At 65.0% G+C, this 18,044-nt stretch carries 16 protein-coding genes and 1 riboswitch; of the genes, 6 read left to right on the forward strand and 10 right to left on the reverse strand.

The annotated features are described in order from the left end of the window. Nucleotides 1–7: 7 nt before the first annotated feature. The 4 genes from LU688_RS24820 to LU688_RS24835 form a co-directional block, all read right to left on the reverse strand. Nucleotides 8–616, reverse strand: a complete 609-nt coding sequence (locus LU688_RS24820) for a YqiA/YcfP family alpha/beta fold hydrolase (RefSeq protein ID WP_038707608.1) — start codon at nucleotides 614–616, stop codon at nucleotides 8–10. Between the two features lie 149 nt (nucleotides 617–765). Next, nucleotides 766–1,569: a 3',5'-cyclic-AMP phosphodiesterase gene (cpdA, locus tag LU688_RS24825; RefSeq protein ID WP_094012376.1), complete on the reverse strand. Its 804-nt coding sequence runs from the start codon at nucleotides 1,567–1,569 to the stop codon at nucleotides 766–768. 85 nt (nucleotides 1,570–1,654) lie between these two features. Beyond that, nucleotides 1,655–2,107: a DUF1249 domain-containing protein gene (locus LU688_RS24830; RefSeq protein ID WP_023630808.1), complete on the reverse strand. Its 453-nt coding sequence runs from the start codon at nucleotides 2,105–2,107 to the stop codon at nucleotides 1,655–1,657. Further along, entirely contained in the window at nucleotides 2,098–2,715 is a 618-nt protein-coding gene (locus LU688_RS24835) for an NUDIX domain-containing protein (RefSeq protein WP_160291098.1), read from the reverse strand. The genes LU688_RS24830 and LU688_RS24835 overlap by 10 nt, the downstream gene beginning before the upstream one ends. 184 nt (nucleotides 2,716–2,899) lie before the next feature. On the opposite strand from LU688_RS24835, the gene LU688_RS24840 reads away from it, so the two are divergent. Beyond that, nucleotides 2,900–3,646 (forward strand): RsiV family protein, encoded by a 747-nt coding sequence (locus LU688_RS24840; RefSeq protein ID WP_023630806.1) that lies wholly within the window; start codon nucleotides 2,900–2,902, stop codon nucleotides 3,644–3,646. Here LU688_RS24840 and cytX read toward each other — a convergent pair. Together cytX and thiC are read right to left on the reverse strand one after the other, a co-directional pair. Continuing rightward, complete coding sequence (gene cytX, locus LU688_RS24845; protein ID WP_038706900.1) at nucleotides 3,615–4,898, reverse strand: putative hydroxymethylpyrimidine transporter CytX; 1,284 nt, start codon at nucleotides 4,896–4,898, stop codon at nucleotides 3,615–3,617. The two genes, LU688_RS24840 and cytX, sit on opposite strands and share 32 nt — an antisense overlap. A 136-nt stretch (nucleotides 4,899–5,034) precedes the next feature. Continuing rightward, a complete protein-coding gene (gene thiC, locus LU688_RS24850; RefSeq protein WP_094012374.1) occupies nucleotides 5,035–6,915 on the reverse strand; it encodes a phosphomethylpyrimidine synthase ThiC in 1,881 nt (626 codons plus the stop codon). 157 nt (nucleotides 6,916–7,072) lie between these two features. Continuing rightward, nucleotides 7,073–7,179, reverse strand: a riboswitch (TPP riboswitch). 158 nt (nucleotides 7,180–7,337) lie between these two features. On the opposite strand from thiC, the gene LU688_RS24855 reads away from it, so the two are divergent. Then, on the forward strand, nucleotides 7,338–8,771 hold the full coding sequence (locus LU688_RS24855) for a TolC family outer membrane protein (protein WP_023632667.1): 1,434 nt from the start codon (nucleotides 7,338–7,340) through the stop codon (nucleotides 8,769–8,771). A 77-nt stretch (nucleotides 8,772–8,848) separates the two neighbouring features. Here the strand turns inward: LU688_RS24855 and waaA are convergent, their stop codons facing one another. Both waaA and LU688_RS24865 read right to left on the reverse strand, forming a co-directional pair. Next, entirely contained in the window at nucleotides 8,849–10,120 is a 1,272-nt protein-coding gene (gene waaA, locus LU688_RS24860) for a lipid IV(A) 3-deoxy-D-manno-octulosonic acid transferase (protein WP_160291097.1), read from the reverse strand. Between the two features lie 38 nt (nucleotides 10,121–10,158). Further along, entirely contained in the window at nucleotides 10,159–11,049 is an 891-nt protein-coding gene (locus LU688_RS24865) for a LysR family transcriptional regulator (RefSeq protein ID WP_038707609.1), read from the reverse strand. Between the two features lie 91 nt (nucleotides 11,050–11,140). Here LU688_RS24865 and LU688_RS24870 point away from each other — a divergent pair, with 91 nt between their 5' ends. The 4 genes from LU688_RS24870 (at nucleotide 11,141) to LU688_RS24885 (ending at nucleotide 14,581) form a co-directional block, all read left to right on the forward strand. Beyond that, the gene (locus LU688_RS24870; RefSeq protein ID WP_023632892.1) at nucleotides 11,141–11,473 is read left to right on the forward strand and encodes a DMT family transporter; all 333 of its coding nucleotides are present in this window, start codon (nucleotides 11,141–11,143) and stop codon (nucleotides 11,471–11,473) included. 117 nt (nucleotides 11,474–11,590) lie between these two features. Further along, nucleotides 11,591–12,766: an NAD(P)/FAD-dependent oxidoreductase gene (locus LU688_RS24875; RefSeq protein ID WP_094012372.1), complete on the forward strand. Its 1,176-nt coding sequence runs from the start codon at nucleotides 11,591–11,593 to the stop codon at nucleotides 12,764–12,766. Then, nucleotides 12,763–13,575: an aldo/keto reductase gene (locus LU688_RS24880; RefSeq protein ID WP_160291096.1), complete on the forward strand. Its 813-nt coding sequence runs from the start codon at nucleotides 12,763–12,765 to the stop codon at nucleotides 13,573–13,575. Before LU688_RS24875 ends, LU688_RS24880 begins: the two co-directional genes overlap by 4 nt. Nucleotides 13,576–13,612: 37 nt before the next feature. Then, nucleotides 13,613–14,581, forward strand: a complete 969-nt coding sequence (locus LU688_RS24885) for a metal ABC transporter ATPase (protein WP_160291095.1) — start codon at nucleotides 13,613–13,615, stop codon at nucleotides 14,579–14,581. A 61-nt stretch (nucleotides 14,582–14,642) separates the two neighbouring features. Here LU688_RS24885 and hldE read toward each other — a convergent pair whose 3' ends face one another. Further along, nucleotides 14,643–16,064, reverse strand: a complete 1,422-nt coding sequence (gene hldE / locus LU688_RS24890) for a bifunctional D-glycero-beta-D-manno-heptose-7-phosphate kinase/D-glycero-beta-D-manno-heptose 1-phosphate adenylyltransferase HldE (protein ID WP_104444823.1) — start codon at nucleotides 16,062–16,064, stop codon at nucleotides 14,643–14,645. Nucleotides 16,065–16,195: 131 nt separating this feature from the next. Beyond that, complete coding sequence (gene msbA / locus LU688_RS24895) at nucleotides 16,196–17,998, reverse strand: lipid A export permease/ATP-binding protein MsbA (protein ID WP_046853969.1); 1,803 nt, start codon at nucleotides 17,996–17,998, stop codon at nucleotides 16,196–16,198. Between the last annotated feature and the right edge of the window lie 46 nt (nucleotides 17,999–18,044).

Consider the following 18,044-nt stretch of genomic DNA (forward strand, 5'->3'; position numbering starts at 1 on the left):
GCAAAAGTCAAAATACAGAAAAGTCCAGTGCCGCGTACTGTCCGCGGGCAATGCCGGCGAACGCCAGCAGTGCCGGCAATTGTTCGGCGAAGCCCTGGTAGCTGTGGTCACCACCGGCCTGGATCCGCAGGGCGCAAGCACGGTAGTAGCGCTCGGCCTGGCGATAGTCCAGGGTTTCATCGGCGGTCTGCAACCACACTTGATAGCGGGCAGCATCCTGCGGTGCCGGTACTTCCAGTTCGGCCAGGGCGTCCACGTGGTCGTGGGTGAGCTCCCAGGCTTCATCGGTATAGAGGTTGCGCTGGGTGCCGAGGTAACCGTCGAACAGCTTGTGCGGGGCCACCGCCGGGTTGATCAACAGCGCCTTGAGCCCGTGTCGCTCGGCCAGGTGGGTGGCATAGTAGCCGCCGAGGGAGCTGCCGACCAGCAAGGGCGCGCCGAGCTCGGCGATTGCCGTCTCCAGTTGGGCGATGGCCTGGCGTGGATGATGGTGCAGGGCCGGAACGCGCAGTTGCTCGGACAGGTCGAGCTGCTGCATCACCGCTTCGAGCTGGCGTGCCTTGGTCGACAGCGGCGAGCTGTTGAAGCCATGGATATAGAGGATGGAACCCGACATGCTGCCCCCGGACGCAAAGACGCGCAGTGTAGCGTGTTCGATGGTCATTGGCGCAGCCTGGGGATTTTCGCAACAAATTCTTCAAATGACAGGGCGCTCTGCGCCCCTTTCGCTGGCAGGCCAGCTCCCAAAGGCAGCGCAGCGGCCTCTCAATAGCCTGGGCTGTCGAAATCCAGCGTTACCACGAAATCCCGCGCCCGCTCCACCCCGGTCTCCAACCTCCCGTCGGCATGCAGAAGAAGCCAGCGGTAACCCGGCTGCTCCTCGCTCACCTTGAAGTCCTCGCTGCGCGGCGCGAACTGGATGCAGGTCGAAGGCGTGGCGAGGAAACGGATGCCGTCACGCACTTCGTCCCATTCCTGGTGGATATGCCCCCACAGCAGCGCCTTCACCTGTGGATAACTGCGCAGACGCCGCAACAGTTCATCGGCATTATGCAGCCCGATCGGCGCGATCCAGGCACAACCGATATCCACCGGCTGGTGATGGCAGCACACCAGGCAATGGCGCTCGTCCGCACCGCTCAGCGCCTGGTCCAGCACGACCAGCTGGTCATCGGCCAACAGACCGAAGGTGGCACCGACCACTGCCGAGTCGAGCATGACGATGCGCCAGGCACCAATATCGGTCACTGCCTGCACCAGTTCCGCCGCCACTTCTGCCATGACCCGCGCCTCGTCATGGTTACCCGGCAGCCAGCGCGCTGGCGCGCCGAGCGTCGACGTGAGCTCGCGAAAGGCCGCGTAGGATTCGACGCTGGCATCCTGGGAAAGATCGCCCGTGCACAGCAGCAGGTCGATGCGCGGTTGTTCGCGGCGAACCTGGCCGACCACGTGCCCGAGGCTTGCGCGGGTATTGAGGCCCAACAAGGTACCCGCCGGGTCGGCGAACAGATGGGCATCGGTCAGTTGCACCACATGGACAGGTGACGGGGGTGAAAGTGGTTGCGGCAACGGCCGTCTCCTCGAACGGATTCAGCACGAATTATGGCGGCGGATCGCTTTCGAGCAAATACTCGAAACCGACGCGCATCACATTTCAGCGCACGGCTTCCAGTTCGTGGCCGCAGGCCAGGCAGTGGCTCAGCCATTCACCGAGGAACAGATTGAGCTGGGCCTTCTCGTCCGGCTGGTGCATCGCCGTGTTGGGATAGGGGTAGATGCTGCGCAGGCGACGCGCATGTTCGGCACTGACCACCTCGGCCATGCGCGCGTCATGGTAGACCTGCACCTCCAGCTCGGGCACCGGCAGCCAGGGCAGGCTGTGCTCCTGGCGCACCTTGAGCGTGGTGGTGTAGGGGCAGGCCAATAGCACTTCAAGCACCAGCACACCGAGCATCTGGTCGCCCTGGGTCATGCCGATACGACGCGAGCTCTGCGTGGTGCGCATGTCGGGCAACAGGCGCATCAGGCGGGCATAGTTGGCCTCGCAGGCCGATTGCAGCCCGACCAGGTCGACTCGATAGCGCTCGCGCAGCAGGTTCACTTCCACATACCTCGTACTTCGTCTCGGTTCAGCGCCAGCCATTGCAACCCGATGATCGTGGCGGCGTTGCAGATACGCCCATCGCGTACGGCCTGCAGGGCATCCTCGAACGACCACACGCGCACGCGAATGTCTTCGCTTTCCTCTTCCAGGCCATGCAGGCCACCGGCACCCTCGCTAACGCAACGGCCCAGGAACAGGTGGACATACTCGTCGCTGCCGCCCGGTGACGGGAAGTACCTGGTCATCGGCCACAGCGCCGAGAAGGCCAGGCCCGCTTCTTCCTCGGCTTCGCGGTGGGCAACCTCCTCGGGCTGCTCGTCCTTGTCGATCAGCCCGGCGACCATCTCGATCAGCCAGGGGTTGGCCACCTTGCCCATGGCGCCGACACGAAACTGCTCGATCAGCACCACTTCGTCGCGCTGTGGATCGTAGGGCAGCACGCAGACCGCGTCATGGCGCACGAACAGTTCACGGGTGAACTCGCGGCTCATGCCCCCGGCGAACAGCTCGTGGCGCAGGTGTAGCTTGTCGAGCTTGTAGAAGCCCTTGAACAGCGACTCCCGCCGAACGATCTCGACCTGGGTAGGCACTGTATTGTGCGTGTCCGTCATGCAAACTCCTCATGCCTCGTTTACCGCATCGCGCAATCCTACTCTGCGCACGGCCCGGTTTCATCCCTTTCCGTCGACCGTTCGGGCAGCCGGGACAGGCGTGTCACTCTCTGTTAGCTTAGTGGCGAACTGAAGGCCGCGCAGGCGGTCCAAGGCCGATCATCACCGTTGTGAAAGAGGCAACATGACGCTTGTCAAACTGACTTCCGTGGCCGTCCTGGCACTGGCGCTCGGCGCCTGCCAGAGCCTGTTCACGCCCAACTACCGGGCCCCGCTCGAGGTAAAGCGCGAGGCCTGGGAGCACGTCAAACCCGGCTGCAGCGAAAGCGACTGCCCGCTGGTCAACATTGACGTCGTGCACTTCCCAGCCCTGCCCAAACTTGACGACATTGTCGAGAAACGCCTGCTGATGCTGACCGAGGACAACCAGCGCGGCACCCCGCCAGCCTCGCTGCAAGCCTATGAGCAGCAGTACCTCGCTCGCGCCGACAAGCGCAACAGCACCTATCTGCAGGCCAAGGTACGCGAGCAGCATGACGGGCTGGTGATCGTCGAGCTGTCCAGCTACCTCGACAGCGGCGGTGCCCACGGCATGCCTGGGCGCGGCTTCATCAACTATTCACGCAAGCTGGACAAGGTACTGACCCTGGACGACATGCTGGTGCCCGGCCAGGAGGCGACCTTCTGGAAGACCGCCGAGGAGTCCCACCGCGCCTGGCTGATCAGCACCGGCATGGACAAGGACCCCGAGTTCGTCAAGACCTGGCCGTTCAAGCAGTCCCCGCACATCGCCCTGACCTACGGCGCGGTGGTGATCAAGTACGAGGTCTACTCCATCGCGCCCTACTCCATGGGCCACGTCGAGCTGAAGATCCCCTACCCGCGCCTCAATGGCGTGATCAAGCCCGAGCTGTTTCCCGGCCGCGGCTGAGCGATAGCAGCAAATGCAGTACCCCTGCCAGCAACAGTGCCGGCAGGGTCGCCCCCAGCTCCGGCGCCTGGCTGGCCATCAGGTGATAGGCCGCCACTCCCGCGCCCCAGGCCAGCAGCGCCTGCCAGTGCAAACCCTCGACCATCGCCGGCAGGCGACGGCGGCGAAGCACAAAGTGATCCACCAGCACCACGCCGAACAAGGGCGCGAACACCGAGCCGATCAGCAACAGGAAGTTCTGGTACTGGCCCAGCGGCGCCAGCAAGGCGATCAGCGTGCACAGCACGCCAATCGCCAGGGCCAGGTGCTCGACCTTCATTTTCACCAGCAGGCCGGTGGACACCGCCGCCGAGTGGATATCGGCAAAGGCGTTCTCCGTCTCGTCCAGCAGGATCAGCAGCAGCGGGATCCCCAGCCCGGCGCCGGCCAGTGCCAACAGCAGGGCATTCACCTCGCCGCTGGGCGCGAACGCCAAGGTGTAGGCCACGCCCAGACTCATGAGCCAGGCATTGCCGATGAAGAAGCCCAGCGCGGTACCTCCGAACACGCGGATGGCGCGCTGGCCAAAGCGTGAATAGTCGGCGATCAGCGGCAGCCAAGACAGCGGCATGGCGATCACGATGTCGAAACCCAGGGCCAGGGACAACGAACCATCCCCAGGGCGTCGCCACAGATCGGCCAGGTCGGCCTTGGCGAACAGGTTCCAGGTCAACCACGCGCAGGCGCCCAGCAGCAGCCAGATCCCCCACTTGCGCAAGACCTTGCGCACGAACGCCAGCGGCCCGCTGACCGCCAGCAGAGTGGCCAGGGCGCCAAAGCACAAGGTCCACAGCAGCGGGCTGCTCCAGCCGCTGCCCTCGCCGAACGCGCGTGCGCCCAGCAGGCTGGCGGCATCACGCATGACGATGATCTCGAACGAACCCCAGCCCACCAGTTGCAGCAGGTTGAGCAAGGCCGGCAGGCGCGCGCCATGGCTACCGAGCGTGAGGCGCAAGGTCGCCATGGCCGACAGGCCGGTATCGCTACCGATCACCCCCACCGCCGCCAGCAGCAATACCCCTACCGCCGTGCCCAGGGTGATCGCCAGGATCGAGCCCGCCAGACCCAGCCCCGGCGCCAGCAGGCCGCCGACCTGCAGGACCATCAGGCCGATGCCAAGGGAAAACCACAGCGAGAACAGGTCGCGGGCGCCGAACTGGCGATGGTGGGAGGGTACCGGGTGGTCGGGAGAGAAGTGGCTGGGAGTGGTCATGCTCGGGCGCTCGACGGAAGAGTTGGGGTGAACCCATCGCTGGCAAGCCAGCTCCCACAGGGGCCGCATCACAGTCTCTGTGGGAGCTGGCTTGCCAGCGATGCGGTGCGCATCGCGCACCGCCTGGGTCTGCTACTCAGACTTTCTGGTACAACTGGCTGCCTTCCTGGCGGAACCGCTCGGCCTGCTCGCGCATGCCCTGTTCGACTGTCACGTCCACGGTCTCGATCTTGGCCGCGTACTCACGCACTTCCTGGGTGATCTTCATCGAGCAGAACTTCGGCCCGCACATCGAGCAGAAGTGCGCGACCTTGGCCGACTCCTTGGGCAGCGTCTCGTCGTGGAACGCACGGGCGGTGTCCGGGTCCAGGCCGAGGTTGAACTGGTCTTCCCAACGGAACTCGAAGCGCGCCTTGGACAGCGCGTTGTCACGGATCTGCGCGCCCGGGTGGCCCTTGGCAAGGTCGGCGGCATGGGCGGCGATCTTGTAGGTGATGATCCCGGTCTTGACGTCGTCCTTGTTCGGCAGGCCCAGGTGCTCCTTGGGCGTGACGTAGCAGAGCATGGCGCAGCCGAACCAGCCGATCATCGCCGCGCCGATGCCGGAGGTGATGTGGTCGTAGCCCGGAGCGATATCGGTGGTCAGCGGGCCTAGAGTGTAGAACGGCGCCTCGTCGCAGCATTCGAGCTGCTTGTCCATGTTCTCCTTGATCAACTGCATAGGCACATGGCCGGGGCCTTCGATCATGCACTGCACGTCGTGCTTCCAGGCGATCTTGGTCAGCTCGCCAAGGGTTTCCAGCTCACCGAACTGCGCGGCGTCGTTGGCGTCGGCGATCGAGCCCGGACGCAGGCCGTCGCCCAGCGAGAAGCTGACGTCATAGGCCTTCATGATTTCGCAGATCTCGTCGAAGTGCGTGTACAGGAAGTTTTCCTTGTGGTGCGCCAGGCACCACTTGGCCATGATCGAGCCGCCACGGCTGACGATGCCGGTGACGCGCTTGGCGGTCAGCGGCACATAGCGCAGCAAGACGCCGGCATGGATGGTGAAGTAGTCCACACCCTGCTCGGCCTGTTCGATCAGGGTGTCGCGGAACAGCTCCCAGGTCAGGTCTTCGGCAACGCCGTTGACCTTTTCCAGGGCCTGGTAGATCGGCACGGTACCGATCGGCACCGGCGAGTTGCGGATGATCCACTCGCGGGTCTCATGGATGTGCTTGCCGGTGGACAGGTCCATGACCGTGTCCGAACCCCAGCGGATGCCCCAGGTCAGCTTGGCCACTTCTTCCTCGATGGAGGAACCCAGGGCGCTGTTGCCGATGTTGCCGTTGATCTTCACCAGGAAGTTGCGGCCGATGATCATCGGCTCCAGCTCGGTGTGGTTGATGTTGGCCGGGATGATCGCACGACCGCGGGCGATCTCCTCGCGAACGAACTCGGGGGTGATCTCTTTCGGGATATTGGCACCGAAGCTGTGCCCCGCGTGCTGTTGGCTGAGCAGGCCGGCGGCGCGGGCTTCCTGCAGTTTCATGTTCTCACGGATGGCGACGTATTCCATCTCGGCGGTGATGATGCCCTGACGCGCGTAGTGCATCTGCGAAACGTTGGCGCCAGCCTTGGCCCGGCGCGGGTTGCGCACGTGGGCGAAGCGCAGCTTGGCCAGCTCAGCGTCGTTCAGGCGCTGCTGGCCGAAGTTCGAGCTCAGGCCTTCGAGGCGCTCGGTATCGCCACGGGCGTCGATCCAGGCCGAGCGCACATCGCCCAGGCCCTTGCGCACGTCGATGATGACGTTAGGGTCGGTGTACGGGCCGGAAGTGTCATACACCAGCACCGGGGCGTTTTTTTCGCCGCCGAAGTCGGTGGGGGTGTCATGCAGGCTGATCTCGCGCATGGGCACACGGATGTCGGGGCGCGAACCTTCGACATAGACCTTGCGCGAATTGGGCAGCGGTTGCACGGACTGTTGGTCGACTTGGGCCGACTCGCTCAGACTGATCGTTTTTTCTTGTTTGCTCATCACAGGCTCTCCAGACAGCTTCCTAGCGGGCGGAATGTCGGGGTGAACCTGAAAGGCGCGGACGCACCCGTGTTGACGGGTGCAGTGCCGGACAAGGGGTGCCGTGGGCTGCAAGCAGCTGTGGCGATCCCGGACCTGGCACAAGAGGCTCCCGGGACATGAGAGCAATCTTGTTCCCTACGCAGGCGCTAACCTGATCAGGTTCAACGGGATCCGCAACTTTGCGATCTCAGCCTTTGCATCAAGGCACCCCGACAAGAACCTGCGCAGTCTAGACTGGAGTGGTTGGCAAAGCCAAGCGGGTAAATCCCTGGCGTGATAAATGGCACACGTGACGGATTGTTGAGGGCGGCGCGCGGCACTACACTGGCGTGCTCGGTACCCGACAGTACAGTAAATACATCTTGATCAAGGATTGCCCTATGCTGCGCAAACTCTCACTGGCGATTGCCGTGTCTTGTGCGTCCAACGGAGTGGCCTGGGCAGTAGATACGCCCACGACGGTGAAGACCGACCTGGTCAGCGTTTACCAGGAAGCGGTGGACAACAATGCCGACCTGGCCGCCGCCCGCGCCGACTACGGCGCCCGCCGCGAGGTGGTGCCCCAGGCCCGCGCCGGCTTGCTGCCCAACCTTTCGGCTGGCGCCGAGATGATGAATACCCGCACCAAGCTCGACGAGCCGTCGATCACCTCCAACCGTAGCGGCAATGCCTGGAGCGCCACCCTGGCGCAGCCGATCTTCCGCGCCGACCGCTGGTTCCAGCTGCAGGCTGCCGAAGCGGTCAACGAGCAGGCCGCACTGGAACTGTCGGCCACCGAGCAGAACCTGATCCTGCAGAGCGCCGAGAACTACTTCGCGGTGTTGCGCGCCCAGGACAACCTGGCCTCGACCAAGGCCGAAGAGGCGGCCTTCAAGCGCCAGCTCGACCAGTCCAACGAACGCTTCGATGTCGGCCTTTCGGACAAGACCGATGTACTCCAGTCCCAGGCCAGCTACGACACGGCCCGGGCCAACCGGATCATCGCCGAGCGCCAGGTGCAGGATGCCTTCGAGGCCCTGATCACCCTGACCAACCGCCAATACAGCGCGATCCAGGGCGTGGTCCACACCCTGCCCGTGCAAGTGCCGACGCCCAATGACGCCAAGGCCTGGGTCGAGACCGCCGGGCGGCAGAACCTCAACCTGCAGGCCACCAACCATGCCGTGGCGGCCGCCGAAGAGACCGTGCGCCAGCGCAAGGCCGGCCATGCGCCAACCCTGGATGCCGTGGCCAAGTACCAGAAGGGCGACAACGACAACCTCGGGTTCACCAACCCTTCGCAGAACGGCGTGCGCTACGGCGGTGACGTGGAGCAGACCAGCGTCGGCCTGCAACTGAACATTCCAATCTACAGCGGCGGGTTGACCAGCTCCCAGGTACGCGAGGCCTATGCGCGCCTGACCCAGAGCGAGCAGCAGCGCGAAAGCCTGCGCCGCCAAGTGGTGGAGAACACCCGTAACCTGCACCGCGCGGTGAACACCGACGTGGAACAGGTCCAGGCGCGCAAGCAGTCGATCATCTCCAACCAGAGCGCCCTGGAAGCCACCGAGATCGGCTACCAGGTCGGCACCCGCAACATCGTCGACGTGCTCGACGCGCAGCGCCAGCTGTACACCTCGGTGCGCGACTACAACAACAGCCGCTACGACTACATCCTCGACAACCTGCGCCTCAAGCAGGCGGCCGGCACCCTGAGCCCGCAGGACCTGCAGGACCTGGGACGGTACCTGAAGGCCGACTACAACCCGGACAAGGATTTCCTGCCACCGGACCTGGCGGCGGCGGCGGCGAAGAACTTCGAACGCCGGCCTTGAAGGCAACACACTACCTGTAGCGCGGGCTTCGTGGGGGCAAACTCGCTCCCACAACAACCGCGCCTACAGGTTCATCATCAGCTCAGAAGCCGCGCCAGCCCATCGAGCAACCGCTGCAACGCCCCCTGGTTGGCCTGCATCACCGCCCTGCCCGCCTCGCCCATGCGCCGGGCATCCTGCGGCAGCTCGACCAAGCGGCGCACCGCCGCGGCCAAGCCCTCGGCATCGTCCACCTGCTGCAACGCCCCCGCCTCGCGCAGCATCGCGCTGATCTCGAGGAAGTTGAACACATGCGGCCCCATGAGCACCGGCAGCGCCAGCGCCGCCGGCTCCAACGGGTTGTGCCCACCCGTGGGGACCAGGCTGCCACCGACGAAGGCGATATCGGCCAGGGCGTACAGGAACAGCAATTCACCCATGGTGTCGCCGAGCAACACCTGGGTCTGCGCCGTCACGGCATCCCCTGTCGAACGACGCACCGTGGAGAACTGGCCGGCGCACAGTTCATGTACCGCCGCGAAACGCTCGGGATGGCGCGGCACCAGCACCAACAGTGCATCGCTGTGTACGCTCAGCAGTTGCCGGTGGGCTTCGAGGATCAACCCATCCTCGCCATCGTGGGTACTGGCGGCGATCCATACCGGGCGCTGGCTGGCCCCCCACTGCTCGCGCAACTGCCGGGCGCGAGGCATCAACTGCTCGTCGACCTTCAGGTCGAACTTGATCGAGCCGGTCACCTGCACGCTCGCCTGGCGCGCACCGAGCGAGCGGAAACGCTTGGCCTCGGTTTCGGTCTGTACCGCGATCAGGCTCATCTCCTCGAGCATCGGCCGGGTCAGGCCGGCAAAGCGCGCATAGCCTCGGGCCGAGCGTTCGGACAGCCGCGCATTGGCCAACGCCACCGGAATACCGCGCCTTGAGCACTGATGGATATGGTTGGGCCACAGCTCGGTTTCCATGATGATGCCCAGGCGCGGGCGCACATGGTCGAGAAAACGCCCCGCCGCCCATGGCAGGTCGTACGGCAGGTAGCAGTGCTGCACCCGTGGCTCGCCGTCGAACATCGCACGAATGCGCTCGGAGCCGGTCGGGGTCATACAAGTCAGCGTGATCGGCAGGTCCGGATACTGCTTGAGCAGCGCCCGGACCAATGGCGCGGCGGCGATGCTCTCGCCCACCGAGACCGCATGCACCCAGATGCCGCCCTGACGCATGGGCGGCAAGCCACAAGCGAAGCGCTCGGCGATCCGCGCACGGTAGGCCGGCGCCTTGCGCCCGCGCAGGAACAGGCGCAGCGCGACCAGCGGCAGGCCCAGATGGAAAAGCAGGGTATAGAGGGTTCTGTTCATGGCGGCGGAGTTTACTAGGAACTGGATGAAAAGGCCTGTCAGCCAATGGCCCTCAGGTGTACGGCAAAGCGCTCGGCCAGCCACTGCGCCGCAGGGCCCAAGGGCTCGTCACGGCGCCAGGCCAGTTCCGCCACCAGCGCCGGCGGACGCCATTCGCTGTCCAGCTCGACCATCTGCGCCTGGTAAGTGGGGTACTGCACCACATGACGCGGCAGCCAGGCCCAGCCCAGTCCGCGCATCAGCAATTCGGCCATGGCATAGAAGCTGTCGGCACGCCAGACCTGTGGACTGATCGCCTCGCCGCCGGGGTAGCCGCTCTGCTGCGGCGTGATCAGCAACTGGCGATGGCGGGCCAACTGCTGGCGGCTGACCTTGGCCAGGTTCGCCAGGGGATGGTCGATGGCGCACACCGTGACCATCTCGACGCTGCCCAGGGCCCTTCTCTCCAGCGAGGCGGGAATGCTTTCGTGGTGGAAGAACAACCCCAGGTCGGCGCGCCGCTCCACCAGCTTGCGCGCCACATCGCCCTGGGCACCGCTGGCCAGTTGCACCTCCAGGTAGGGATAGCGCGCCGCCAGCTCGTCGAGGCTGTCGATCACCGGCTGATAGGGCATGGCTTCGTCCTGGGCCACCCGCAGCAGCGCTTCCTGGCCACGCATCAGCGCAAGTGCCCGACCGTCCAGACGCTCGCACTGGCGCAACAGCTCGCGGGCGTCCTCCAGCAGCGCGGTGCCGTTTTCGGTAAGGCGTGGCTGGCGGCCGCTGCTGCGCTCGAACAGCGTCACGCCCAGGTCCGTCTCGAGCAGGGCGATGGCGTTGCTCACCGCCGACTGCGCCTTGTGCTGCTCACGGGCCACTGCGGAAAACGAACGCAGCTCCGCCGCCCGCACGAAAAGACGCAACTGTTCCAGGTTCCAGTGCTCGGTCATCATTCAACCTATCTCCATATCAGATAGGTAATGACTTTACCGCATCCTTGGATCCTCTAGAATGCCCATCCAGTACCGGAGGACCCGCACCATGAACGCCTACACCTATCTCGCCATCGCCATCTGTGCCGAAGTCATCGCCACTGCTTCCATGAAAGCGGTCAAGGGGCTGAGCACGCCTCTGCCGCTGCTGCTGATGGTGTGCGGCTACGGCGTGGCGTTCTGGATGCTCACCCTGGTGGTGCGCAGCATTCCGGTGGGGATTGCCTATGCAATCTGGTCGGGGCTGGGGATCGTCCTGATCAGCGTCGCTGCGCTGGTTATCTATGGACAGAAGCTGGATGTGCCGGCGATGCTGGGCATGGCCATGATCGTCGGCGGGGTGGTGGTGATCCAGGTGTTTTCCAATACCGCAGGGCACTGAGCCTGAGCCCATGGGGCCGCTGCGCGGCCCTATCGCCGGCAAGCCGGCTCCCACAGGGGTCAGCACGACGCCACAGCCTGTATACTGCGCACCTGTCCCAGTTTTCGAGGTGCCCGCATGCCATCCGCCATTACCACTGACGTGCTGATCGTCGGCGCCGGGGTCGCAGGCCTCTGGCTCAATGCCCGGCTGCGCCGCCTGGGCTACTCGACGGTACTGGTGGAACGCGCCAGCCTCGGTGGCGAGCAGACCATCAAGTCGCAGGGCATCATCCACGGCGGCACCAAGTACGCCCTGCACGGGGCGCTGACCGGCGCCTCCGAGGCCATCGCCGACATGCCGCGGCGCTGGCGCGAAGCGCTGGCCGGCAACGGCGAGCTGAACCTGAGCGCCACCCGCCTGCTGTCCGAGGCCCATTACCTCTGGTCCCCCGGCACCCTGGCCGGCAACCTCACCAGTTTCTTCGCCAGCAAGGCCGTGCGCGGCCGGGTCGACCAGGTCAAGGGCGAGCAGCTGCCGCCGGCCCTGCAGGATCGTGCGTTCAAGGGCAAGGTCTACCGCCTGGCCGAACTGGTCATCGACGTACCCAGCTTGCTGGCCAACCTCGCGCAACTGGCGGGTGACAGCTTGCTGGCCGGCGAGCGAATCGAACCACTGCGCGACGGTGAAGAGCTGGCCGGCCTGGTGGTCGATGGCCGCGAGATCCGCGCCCAGCGCATCGTCCTCAGCGCCGGCGCAGGCACCGCAGACCTGCTGCACGCTCTGGGGCTGGACCAACCAGCCATGCAACGCCGACCGCTGCACATGGTCCTGGCCAAGGGGCCCAACCTCAAGCCCCTGTATGCCCACTGCCTGGGCGGTGGCCCCAAGCCACGCATCACCGTGACCACCCATCCGGCCGCCGATGGCCAATGGGTGTGGTACCTGGGTGGCGATATCGCCGAGGCCGACGGTGTTGCCCGTGAGCCCGCCGCACAAATCGCCGCGGCGCAGAAGGAAATCGCCAGCCTGTTGCCTTGGGTCGACCAAAGCCTGGTGCGCTGGGCCACCCTGCGCGTCGATCGCGCCGAGCCCGCGCAATCGGGTCTGGTACGCCCGGACAACGCCTTCCTTGCCGACCAGCAGCGCCTGCTGGTCGGCTGGCCGACCAAGCTGGCCCTGGCGCCGGACTTTGCCGATCGCGTGCTGGCCAGCTTCGAGCGCGACGGCGTGCGCGCGACGAGCCAGCCTGATCTTGCCGACCTGCCGCGCCCGCCGCTGGCGCTGCCAGCCTGGGAGCAACTGCTGCCATGAGCCTGCCGACCCTGCACGATCACCACCGTACCTTGGGCAGCACCGGCCTGCGGGTATCGCCACTGGGCCTGGGCACGGTCAAGTTGGGCCGCGACCAAGGCGTCAAGTACCCCAATGGTTTCACCATTCCCGATGACCAGGCCGCGCATCTCTTGCTCGCGCAAGCCCGCGAGCTGGGCATCAACCTGATCGACACCGCCCCGGCCTATGGCCGCAGCGAGGAGCGGCTCGGCCCGTTGCTGCGCGGCCAGCGCGACCAATGGGTCATCGTCAGCAAGGTCGGTGAGGAGTTCGAGGACGGCCAGTCGCATTTCGATTTCAGCGCCGCCCACACCCGTCGCTCGGTGGAGCGCAGCCTCAAGCGCCTGGAAACCGACCGTATCGAGCTGGTACTGGTGCATTCCGATGGCAACGACCTGGCGATTCTCGAGCAGGAGGGGGTGTACGAAACCCTCGCCGCGCTCAAGCGCGAAGGCAAGATCCTCGGCTACGGATTCTCCGGCAAGACTGCCGCGGGAGGCCTGAAGGCCTTGGAACAAGGTGATTGCGCCATGGTCACCTACAACCTCAACGAGCAGGCGGAGCGGCCCGTGCTCGACTACGCTGCCGAACACGGCAAGGCCATCCTGGTGAAAAAGGCCCTGGCCAGCGGCCATATCTGCCTGGCGCCGGGGGTCGACCCGGTGCAAGCCAGTTTCGAGTTGCTGTTCGCCCACCCCGGCGTGTGCAGTGCCATCGTCGGCACCATCAACCCGGTACACCTGGCCCACAACGTGGCCACCGTCGCCCGCATCCTGGGCCGGCCCTGAGCCGCCCAGACGGGGGCCCAACGCAAGGAGGAGCCTCGTGCCGCGTACGCTGATCCGCAAGAATCCGAGCAACTTCAAGACCCTGCCGCTGCACGTCGAAGCCACGCCCGATGGCCTGACCTACCAGAGCATCGGCATGCCGCTGAACTTCGCCCAGACCCTGCAGCGACGCAAGGCCATCCAGGTCGCCAACCCCGAACACTTCGTGGCGGAGCTGGCCAACCTTGGCGTGTCAGTGCGCCTCACCCTGAACTGGCAAGGCCGCGACTACTGGGTGCTGGTGCGCCAACGCCGACAGGACCGTGGCGATGTGGTGCTCAAGCTGATTTCCGGCTATGTCCCGGCCCACGAGCTGAACCTGCCGCTGCACACGGCGATCCAGGAAGTGGCCGAGGAGTGCCTGCTGGAAACCCCCGAGGGCTGGCTTGGCGGGCGCTTCAACGACACCTGGCTGCCGGCGCCTTATGCCGCCGCCCTGCACTATCGCGAGGCGCTGCCGTTCGTGCTCTCGCCCGAGTCCGGTGCCGCCCGCCCGGTGCACTGCGCCAGGCTGACGCTAATGGAGCGGCCACGGGCCTACGTGCACCTGCCTACCGCATCGTTACAGCTGATCTACGACCTGCGACTGCAAGTGCCCAGGGAGGCCAAGTCACTGAGCCTGTTCCATGTCGACGAGCGGCTCGAAGGCGACCAACTGGTGGCTCGGCTTGACCGCAAGCGCCCAGACCTTTACCTGATGCCGTTGAAAGATGGCCGCCCCGTGGCCGAGCTGTTCACCCTTAGAAAGGACGAGTTGCTGCCGGCAAGCACGCGCGGCCTATGGTTGGCCGAGAGCTTTGCGCAGCAGGAGGGCTGGGTGGTGCGCGAAGAGCGGGTCCGCTGGAAGGATTGGTTGAAGCAACAAGGCCTGGCCGAGCACAAGCGCGAACCGGCCTCGCACTTTGAGCGCTTCAGTAACAAGGCTCGGGCGTTGTTGGAGCGGGCCCGGGACACACTGCACAAATGAACACGGGACAAGCCCGCCCCCACCTATCATGGCAGCGGGCTTGTCCCGCGCAAGCACTGTCTCAGTGCTTGCGGATCTTCTCGACGATCGCCGTGGTCGAGCTGTTCTCCACCAGGCCGAGCACCTTCACCGTGCCACCATAGGCCTTGACGATGTCGGCGCCGACAACCTGGTCGATACCGTAGTCGCCGCCCTTGACCAGCACATCTGGCTTGACCTGGCGCAACAGGTTCTCGGGAGTATCCTCGGGGAAGCTGATAACCCAGTCCACCGCACCGAGCCCGGCGAGTACGGCCATGCGTCGATCGACGCTGTTGATCGGACGACCCGGGCCTTTCAGGCGGCTGACCGAGGCATCGTCGTTGATGGCGACGATCAGGCGATCACCCTGGGCACGCGCCTGCTCCAGATAGGTCACGTGGCCCGCGTGCAGGATATCGAAACAGCCATTGGTGAAGACGATTTTCTCGTTGTGCGCCCGGGCGTCGTCGATGGCCAGCAGCAACTGCTCCAAGCCCAACACACCGCGCTCGGAGCCTTCCTCGCGTTGGATCGCCCGGCGCAGTTCGGGTGCGCTGATCGCGGCGGTGCCCAGCTTGCCGACCACGATGCCGGCAGCCAGGTTGGCCAGGGCGACCGCGTGCGGCAGGTCTTCGCCCGCGGCAATGGCCGCGGCGAGAGTGGAAATCACCGTATCGCCGGCACCGGTGACATCGAACACCTCACGGGCTCGGGCCGGCAGGTGCAGCGCCGGATGGCCGATGCGCAGCAAGGTCATGCCGTGCTCGCCACGGGTCACCAGCAGCGCGCCCAGGTCCAGCTCTTCGAGCAGCTTCAGCCCCTTGGCAACAAGCTCGGCTTCGTCGGCGCAACGGCCGACGATGGTCTCGAACTCGCTGAGGTTCGGGGTGATCAGGCTGGCGCCGCGGTAGATCGAGAAATCCTTGCCCTTTGGGTCGGCCAGCACCGGGATGCCCTTGCTGCGCGCAGCCTGGATCAACGACTGGTGATTCTTCAGCGCGCCCTTGCCGTAGTCGGACAGCACAAGCACCTTGACCCCTTCGAGCAAGGCATCCACTTCCGCCCCCAGCGATAGCGGGTCGGTGGCGAAGGGCTCTTCGAAATCGATGCGCAGCAACTGCTGGTGGCGGCTCATGACACGCAGCTTGACGATGGTCGGCTGATGGGCGATGCGCTGGAAGATCGAGCGCACGCCGGCGGCCTGCAGGCTGTTGGACAGGCTGTCGGCAGCCTCATCCTGGCCAGTAACACCGACCAACGCGGCCGGGGCCCCGAGCGCGGCGATGTTCAAAGCCACGTTGGCGGCGCCGCCGGGACGGTCCTCGATCTGATCGACCTTGACCACTGGCACCGGCGCTTCAGGCGAGATACGCGAAGTACCGCCATGCCAGTAGCGGTCGAGCATGACATCGCCGACCACCAATACCGGGGCTTGATCGAAACGCGGCATGGACAACTTCATGGGCAACCCATCATTGGAAAAGTGAACAGGGGCAGGATATTAGCACAGGGTTGCGCAGGGCTTTACGGCCAACCGCGGCAATGCTGTATCGATTGACTGGCGGGGCCGCGCGGGCCCCACCCTACGGCCGATCAGGTGATATCGGCCTTTTCCGCTTCGTCCAGGCCCATGGCGTGCAGGCGGGCATAATGGCCATTGGCCTGGAGCAGTTCGGCGTGGGTGCCACGCTCCACCAGACGGCCTTGATCCATTACCAGAATCAGGTCGGCTTTCTCGATGGTCGACAGGCGGTGGGCGATCACCAGGGTGGTGCGACCTTCCATCACGTGGTCCAGCGCCGCCTGGATGTGACGCTCGGACTCGGTATCCAGGGCCGAGGTCGCCTCGTCGAGAATCAGCAGTGGCGCGTTTTTCAGCAACGCCCGCGCAATCGCCAGACGCTGGCGCTGGCCTCCGGAGAGCAGCACGCCGTTCTCGCCGACCTCGGTATCAAAGCCCTTGGGCAACTGGTCGACGAACTCCTTGGCGTAGGCATCGGCGGCGGCGGCCTCGATATCCGCCCGGGGGGCGCCGGCCAGGTCACCGTAGGCGATGTTGTTGGCCACCGTGTCGTTGAACAGGGTGACGTGCTGGGTCACCTGGGACACATGGCGACGCAGGTTGCGCAGGCGGTACTGTTCGATTTCCACGCCGTCGAGCAGGATCTGCCCTTCCGTGTGGTGATAGAACCGCGGAATCAGCGCCGCCAGCGTCGACTTGCCGCTGCCGGACCGCCCGACCAGGGCGATCATCTGCCCAGGCTCGGCGGTGAAGCTGATGTCGCTGAGCACCTGACGCTCGGTGCCGGGGTAGGTGAAGCTGAGGTTGCGCACTTCGAGGCGCCCGTCGACCCGCTCCTTCTCGACGGTGCCGGCATCGACCTCCGGCTTCTCGTCCAACTGCTCGAAGATGCTTTCGGCACCGGCAAGGCCCTTCTGAATGGTCGAGCTGACTTCCGAGAGCTGGCGAATTGGCTTGGGCAGCAACCCAGCCGCCGTGATGTAGGCCACCAGATCACCGGCCGACGCCTCGCCGCGCAGGAACAGCACCAGGAACATCAGCGTGGCCATGGCGGTGTAGATCACCAGTTGCAGCAACGGCGTGTACAGCGCGCCGGTCTTGGTCATGCGCAGCTGCTTGTCGGTGTTGCTCTGGCTGGCGGCGTTGAAGCGACGCTCTTCGTAGCTTTCGCCACCGAAGCTGCGCACCACGCGATAGCCCTGGATGGTCTCGGAGGCCACATGCGTGACATCGCCCATGGCCACCTGGATCTTCTTGCTCTGCTTGCGGAATTTCTTGCTGGCGGTGCTCACCATTACCGCGATCAGCGGCAGGATCGCCACCATCACCAAGGTCAGTTTCCAGTTCATCCACAGCAAGTAGGCGAACAGGAACACCACTGTCAGGCCTTCACGGATGACCACCTTGATGGCATCGGTGGCCGCGCCGGTAACCATGGTCACGTTGAAGGTGATGCGCGAAATCAGATGCCCGGAGTTGTGGTTGTCGAAGTAGCGGTTGGGCAGCACCAGCAGCTTGTTGAACAACTCGACCCGTAGGTCGTGAACCAGACACAACGACACCTTGGACAGGTAGTAGTTGCCCAGGAACGAGCCCAGGCCCTGCCAGGCGGCGATCAGGATGATCAGCAGCGGCACCGCCTGCAGCAACTGCAAGTCGCGCAGGTAAGGCACGCTGGGGAACAACACGGCCTGGGGGTTGCTCAGGCCGTCGACGAAATACTTGAGGATCCCGGCCAGCATCGGTTGGGTCGATGCGAAGATCACGAAACCGACGATGCTCAGCAGGAAGATGCCAATATAAGGTTTGACGTAGCCCAGCAGGCGCAGGTAGATCTTCAGGCTCGCAGGCGAAGACGATTCGGGAACTGTCATGAGAATCCGTCGGGTCAAAAAGAGTCGGGATTATAACACACGCGGT

The organism is Pseudomonas soli (assembly GCF_021283165.2).
In the GTDB taxonomy this organism is placed as follows: Bacteria; Pseudomonadota; Gammaproteobacteria; order Pseudomonadales; family Pseudomonadaceae; genus Aquipseudomonas; species Aquipseudomonas soli.